The following is a 5436-nucleotide window of genomic DNA, read 5'->3' as shown; positions in this document are numbered from 1 at the left end:
TCTGCAGGGGCTTCAAATGGGAGCCTGGCGGTGACCTACTTTCACAAGCGATCTGCTCACTATCATCGGCGCAACGTCGTTTCACTGTCCTGTTCGGGATGGGAAGGAGTGGGTCCAACGCGCTATGGCCGCCAAGCGTAACTTGTCACGTCGCAATTGCAACGCGTAAAAAGCGGAAGAAGTAAATTTGGTTTAGTTCGTTCTGTATCTCAACACCAACCGCGCCAACATCCACGGTTATAGGATCAAGCCTCACGGGCAATTAGTATCGGTTAGCTTAACGCATTACTGCGCTTCCACACCCGACCTATCAACGTCCTGGTCTTGAACGACCCTTCAGGGGACTCGAAGTCCCAGGGAAGTCTCATCTTGAGGCAAGTTTCGCGCTTAGATGCTTTCAGCGCTTATCTCTTCCGCATTTAGCTACCCGGCGATACCACTGGCGTGATAACCGGTACACCAGAGATGCGTCCACTCCGGTCCTCTCGTACTAGGAGCAGCCCCCCTCAAACTTCCAACGCCCACGGCAGATAGGGACCAAACTGTCTCACGACGTTTTAAACCCAGCTCACGTACCACTTTAAATGGCGAACAGCCATACCCTTGGGACCGGCTTCAGCCCCAGGATGTGATGAGCCGACATCGAGGTGCCAAACTCCCCCGTCGATGTGAACTCTTGGGAGGAATCAGCCTGTTATCCCCGGCGTACCTTTTATCCGTTGAGCGATGGCCCTTCCATTCAGAACCACCGGATCACTATGTCCTGCTTTCGCACCTGCTCGACTTGTCAGTCTCGCAGTCAAGCTCTCTTGTGCCATTGCGCTATCAGTACGATTTCCGACCGTACCTAGAGAACCTTCGAGCTCCTCCGTTACACTTTGGGAGGAGACCGCCCCAGTCAAACTGCCTACCATGCACGGTCCCCGATCCGGATTACGGACCTGGGTTAGAACCTCAAACACACCAGGGTGGTATTTCAAGGACGGCTCCATGAGAACTGGCGTTCCCACTTCATAGCCTCCCACCTATCCTACACAAGTCTGTTCAAAGTCCAATGCAAAGCTACAGTAAAGGTGCACGGGGTCTTTCCGTCTAGCCGCGGGGAGATTGCATCTTCACAAACATTTCAACTTCGCTGAGTCTCGGGAGGAGACAGTGTGGCCATCGTTACGCCATTCGTGCGGGTCGGAACTTACCCGACAAGGAATTTCGCTACCTTAGGACCGTTATAGTTACGGCCGCCGTTTACTGGGACTTCAATCAAGAGCTTGCACCCCATCATTTAATCTTCCAGCACCGGGCAGGCGTCACACCCTATACGTCCACTTTCGTGTTTGCAGAGTGCTGTGTTTTTATTAAACAGTCGCAGCCACCATTTCACTGCAACCCATTACCGCTCCAGCCGCAGGGCTTTCACGTTATCTGGGCACACCTTATCCCGAAGTTACGGTGTCAATTTGCCGAGTTCCTTCTCCCGAGTTCTCTCAAGCGCCTTAGGATTCTCACCCCACCCACCTGTGTCGGTTTACGGTACGGTCAATCATGAACTGAAGCTTAGAGGCTTTTCCTGGAAGCATGGGATCAATCACTTCAGAACCAGTGGTTCCTCGTCATCACGCCTCAACTAAGCCACACGGATTTGCCTGTGCGGCACGTCTACACGCTTAAACCAACTATTCCAACAGTTGGCTGACCTACCCTTCTCCGTCCCCCCATCGCATTCATGATCGGTACAGGAATATTGACCTGTTTCCCATCGACTACGCATCTCTGCCTCGCCTTAGGGGCCGACTCACCCTACGCCGATGAACGTTGCGTAGGAAACCTTGGGTTTTCGGCGAGGGAGCTTTTCACTCCCTTTATCGCTACTCATGTCAGCATTCGCACTTCTGATACCTCCAGCATCCTTTACAAGACACCTTCAACGGCCTACAGAACGCTCTCCTACCATATGTACTAAGTACATATCCGCAGCTTCGGTTACGTGCTTGAGCCCCGTTACATCTTCCGCGCAGGACGACTCGACCAGTGAGCTATTACGCTTTCTTTGAATGATGGCTGCTTCTAAGCCAACATCCTGGCTGTCTATGCCTTCCCACCTCGTTTTCCACTTAGCACGTCATTTGGGACCTTAGCTGGCGGTCTGGGTTGTTTCCCTCTTGACAATGGACGTTAGCACCCACTGTCTGTCTCCCATGCTCGCACTTCTCGGTATTCGGAGTTTGCCATGGTTTGGTAAGTCGCAATGACCCCCTAGCCATAACAGTGCTCTACCCCCGAGAGTGATACATGAGGCACTACCTAAATAGTTTTCGGAGAGAACCAGCTATTTCCGGATTTGTTTAGCCTTTCACCCCTATCCACAGCTCATCCCCTAACTTTTCAACGTTAGTGGGTTCGGACCTCCAGTTGGTGTTACCCAACCTTCATCCTGGCCATGGATAGATCATCCGGTTTCGGGTCTACACCCAGCAACTAATCGCCCTTATCAGACTCGCTTTCGCTACGCCTCCCCTATCCGGTTAAGCTCGCTACTGAATGTAAGTCGCTGACCCATTATACAAAAGGTACGCAGTCACCCCACAAGGAGGCTCCCACTGTTTGTATGCATGCGGTTTCAGGTTCTATTTCACTCCCCTTCCGGGGTTCTTTTCGCCTTTCCCTCACGGTACTGGTTCACTATCGGTCGATTACGAGTATTTAGCCTTGGAGGATGGTCCCCCCATCTTCAGACAGGATTTCTCGTGTCCCGCCCTACTTGTCGCACGCTTAGTACTCCCGTTGTCTTTTCGCATACTGGGCTTTCACCTTCTATGGCCAACCTTTCCAGGTTGTTTTGCTAAGTCAACGGGTATCACGTGCAGGCTCTTCCCAGTTCGCTCGCCACTACTTTGGGAATCTCGGTTGATTTCTTTTCCTCTGGCTACTTAGATGTTTCAGTTCGCCAGGTTCGCTTCTCTGTCCCTATATATTCAGGACAGGATGACCCTTGCGGGCCGGGTTTCCCCATTCGGACATCTCCGGATCAATGCTTGTTGCCAGCTCCCCGAAGCTTTACGCAGGCTGCCACGTCCTTCATCGCCTGTAATCGCCAAGGCATCCACCACATGCACTTATTCGCTTGATCCTATAACCCTGGACGCTGACACATCCTCAGTTATAAGTTCCCGCGGTGTTTGCTCTGTACATCCGACTAAAAATGTACAGATCGATACAATCTAAACCCTGAGCCTGTCTCGCTTTGACTTCGGGCTGTTACTCCCGCGTCTCGCGCTACAGTCTCGTTTACTTCTTCCGTTTTTTTAAAGATCAAGTCATGGTTTTGCAACCATGAGCGGTGAACATGCTTGTTCTTGCTTGTCCAGACTATCGTCCAAACACGCTCACCGTTCAGGGCTGTTGGTGGAGGTTGACGGGATCGAACCGACGACCCCCTGCTTGCAAAGCAGGTGCTCTCCCAGCTGAGCTAAACCCCCTCTTTTGATCGCTTGGTGGGTCAGATAGGAATCGAACCTATGACCCCCGCCTTATCAAGACGGTGCTCTAACCGACTGAGCTACTGACCCGCAGGCCACCCCAGGCTTCAAACCTTGCCTGGCTCGCTGATCTTTAACATTCAAACAACCGATAAGTGTGAGTACTTGCCTTTTGGCTTGCTCTAGAAAGGAGGTGATCCAGCCGCAGGTTCCCCTACGGCTACCTTGTTACGACTTCACCCCAGTCATGAAACCTACCGTGGTAAGCGCCCTCCTTGCGGTTAGGCTACCCACTTCTGGCGGATTCCACTCCCATGGTGTGACGGGCGGTGTGTACAAGGCCCGGGAACGTATTCACCGCGACATGCTGATCCGCGATTACTAGCGATTCCGACTTCATGCAGTCGAGTTGCAGACTGCAATCCGGACTACGATCGGCTTTCTGAGATTAGCTCCACCTCGCGGCTTGGCAACCCTCTGTACCGACCATTGTATGACGTGTGAAGCCCTGGTCATAAGGGCCATGAGGACTTGACGTCATCCCCACCTTCCTCCGGTTTGTCACCGGCAGTCCCATTAAAGTGCCCAACCTAATGATGGCAACTAATGGCAAGGGTTGCGCTCGTTGCGGGACTTAACCCAACATCTCACGACACGAGCTGACGACAGCCATGCAGCACCTGTGTTACGGCTCCCTTTCGGGCACTCTCAAATCTCTTCAAGATTCCGTACATGTCAAGACCAGGTAAGGTTTTTCGCGTTGCATCGAATTAATCCACATCATCCACCGCTTGTGCGGGCCCCCGTCAATTCCTTTGAGTTTTAATCTTGCGACCGTACTCCCCAGGCGGTCTACTTCACGCGTTAGCTGCGTTACCAAGTGATTACTCACCCGACAACTAGTAGACATCGTTTAGGGCGTGGACTACCAGGGTATCTAATCCTGTTTGCTCCCCACGCTTTCGTGCATGAGCGTCAGTATCATCCCAGGGGGCTGCCTTCGCCATCGGTATTCCTCCACATCTCTACGCATTTCACTGCTACACGTGGAATTCTACCCCCCTCTGACGTACTCTAGCTGACCAGTTCCAAACGCAGTTCCCAGGTTGAGCCCGGGGATTTCACATCTGGCTTAATCAGCCGCCTGCGCACGCTTTACGCCCAGTAATTCCGATTAACGCTTGGACCCTACGTATTACCGCGGCTGCTGGCACGTAGTTAGCCGGTCCTTATTCTTCAGGTACTGTCATCCCCCAGGGGTATTATCCCCAGGGATTTCCTCCCTGACAAAAGAGCTTTACAACCCGAAGGCCTTCTTCACTCACGCGGTATGGCTGGATCAGGGTTGCCCCCATTGTCCAAAATTCCCCACTGCTGCCTCCCGTAGGAGTCTGGGCCGTGTCTCAGTCCCAGTGTGGCTGGTCGTCCTCTCAGACCAGCTACCGATCGTCGCCTTGGTGAGCCTTTACCTCACCAACTAGCTAATCGGACATCGGCCGCTCGTATTGCGCGAGGCCTTTCGGTCCCCCGCTTTCCCCCTCAGGGCGTATGCGGTATTAGCACACCTTTCGATGCGTTATCCCCCACAACACGGCACGTTCCGATGCATTACTCACCCGTCCGCCACTCGTCAGCGTCCCGAAGGACCTGTTACCGTTCGACTTGCATGTGTAAAGCATACCGCCAGCGTTCAATCTGAGCCAGGATCAAACTCTTAAGTTCAAATCTTGGCTTACGTACACTCAAAAGAAATCAACAAGTTGATTTCCTTGACTGTGTAAGCACCTATCTCTTTGCTTGTGGTCTTGCGACCTTTGCCTCGAGACAAGCACCCACACTTATCGGCTGTTTATTTGTTAAAGAGCAGTTGCAACCAACTTCAGACTTCGCTAAACTCAGCAGCTTTTCGCTTCGTTTCGTCGTCTGCGTCAGCAGCAGAGATGCGAACTATACGCACACC

2 tRNA genes and 3 rRNA genes are annotated in these 5436 nt (G+C 52.6%); all 5 read right to left on the bottom strand.

The features are described from left to right. Positions 1 to 22 precede the first annotated feature (22 nt). Positions 23 to 136: ribosomal RNA gene (gene rrf / locus HF682_RS17590) — 5S ribosomal RNA — on the bottom strand. Positions 137 to 241: 105 nt separating this feature from the next. Then, positions 242 to 3127 (bottom strand): 23S ribosomal RNA (locus HF682_RS17585). A gap of 273 nt (positions 3128 to 3400) precedes the next feature. Next, a tRNA-Ala gene (locus HF682_RS17580) sits at positions 3401 to 3476 on the bottom strand. Between the two features lie 13 nt (positions 3477 to 3489). After that, positions 3490 to 3566, bottom strand: a tRNA-Ile gene (locus tag HF682_RS17575). 96 nt (positions 3567 to 3662) lie between these two features. Beyond that, positions 3663 to 5198: ribosomal RNA gene (locus HF682_RS17570) — 16S ribosomal RNA — on the bottom strand. The 16S, 23S and 5S rRNA genes sit together here with 2 tRNA genes alongside, the layout of an rRNA operon. Positions 5199 to 5436 lie beyond the last annotated feature (238 nt).

It is taken from the genome of Leeia aquatica (assembly GCF_012641365.1).
GTDB classification, from domain to species: domain Bacteria; phylum Pseudomonadota; class Gammaproteobacteria; order Burkholderiales; family Leeiaceae; genus Leeia; species Leeia aquatica.
This window is presented reverse-complemented; position numbering and strand designations above follow the sequence as displayed.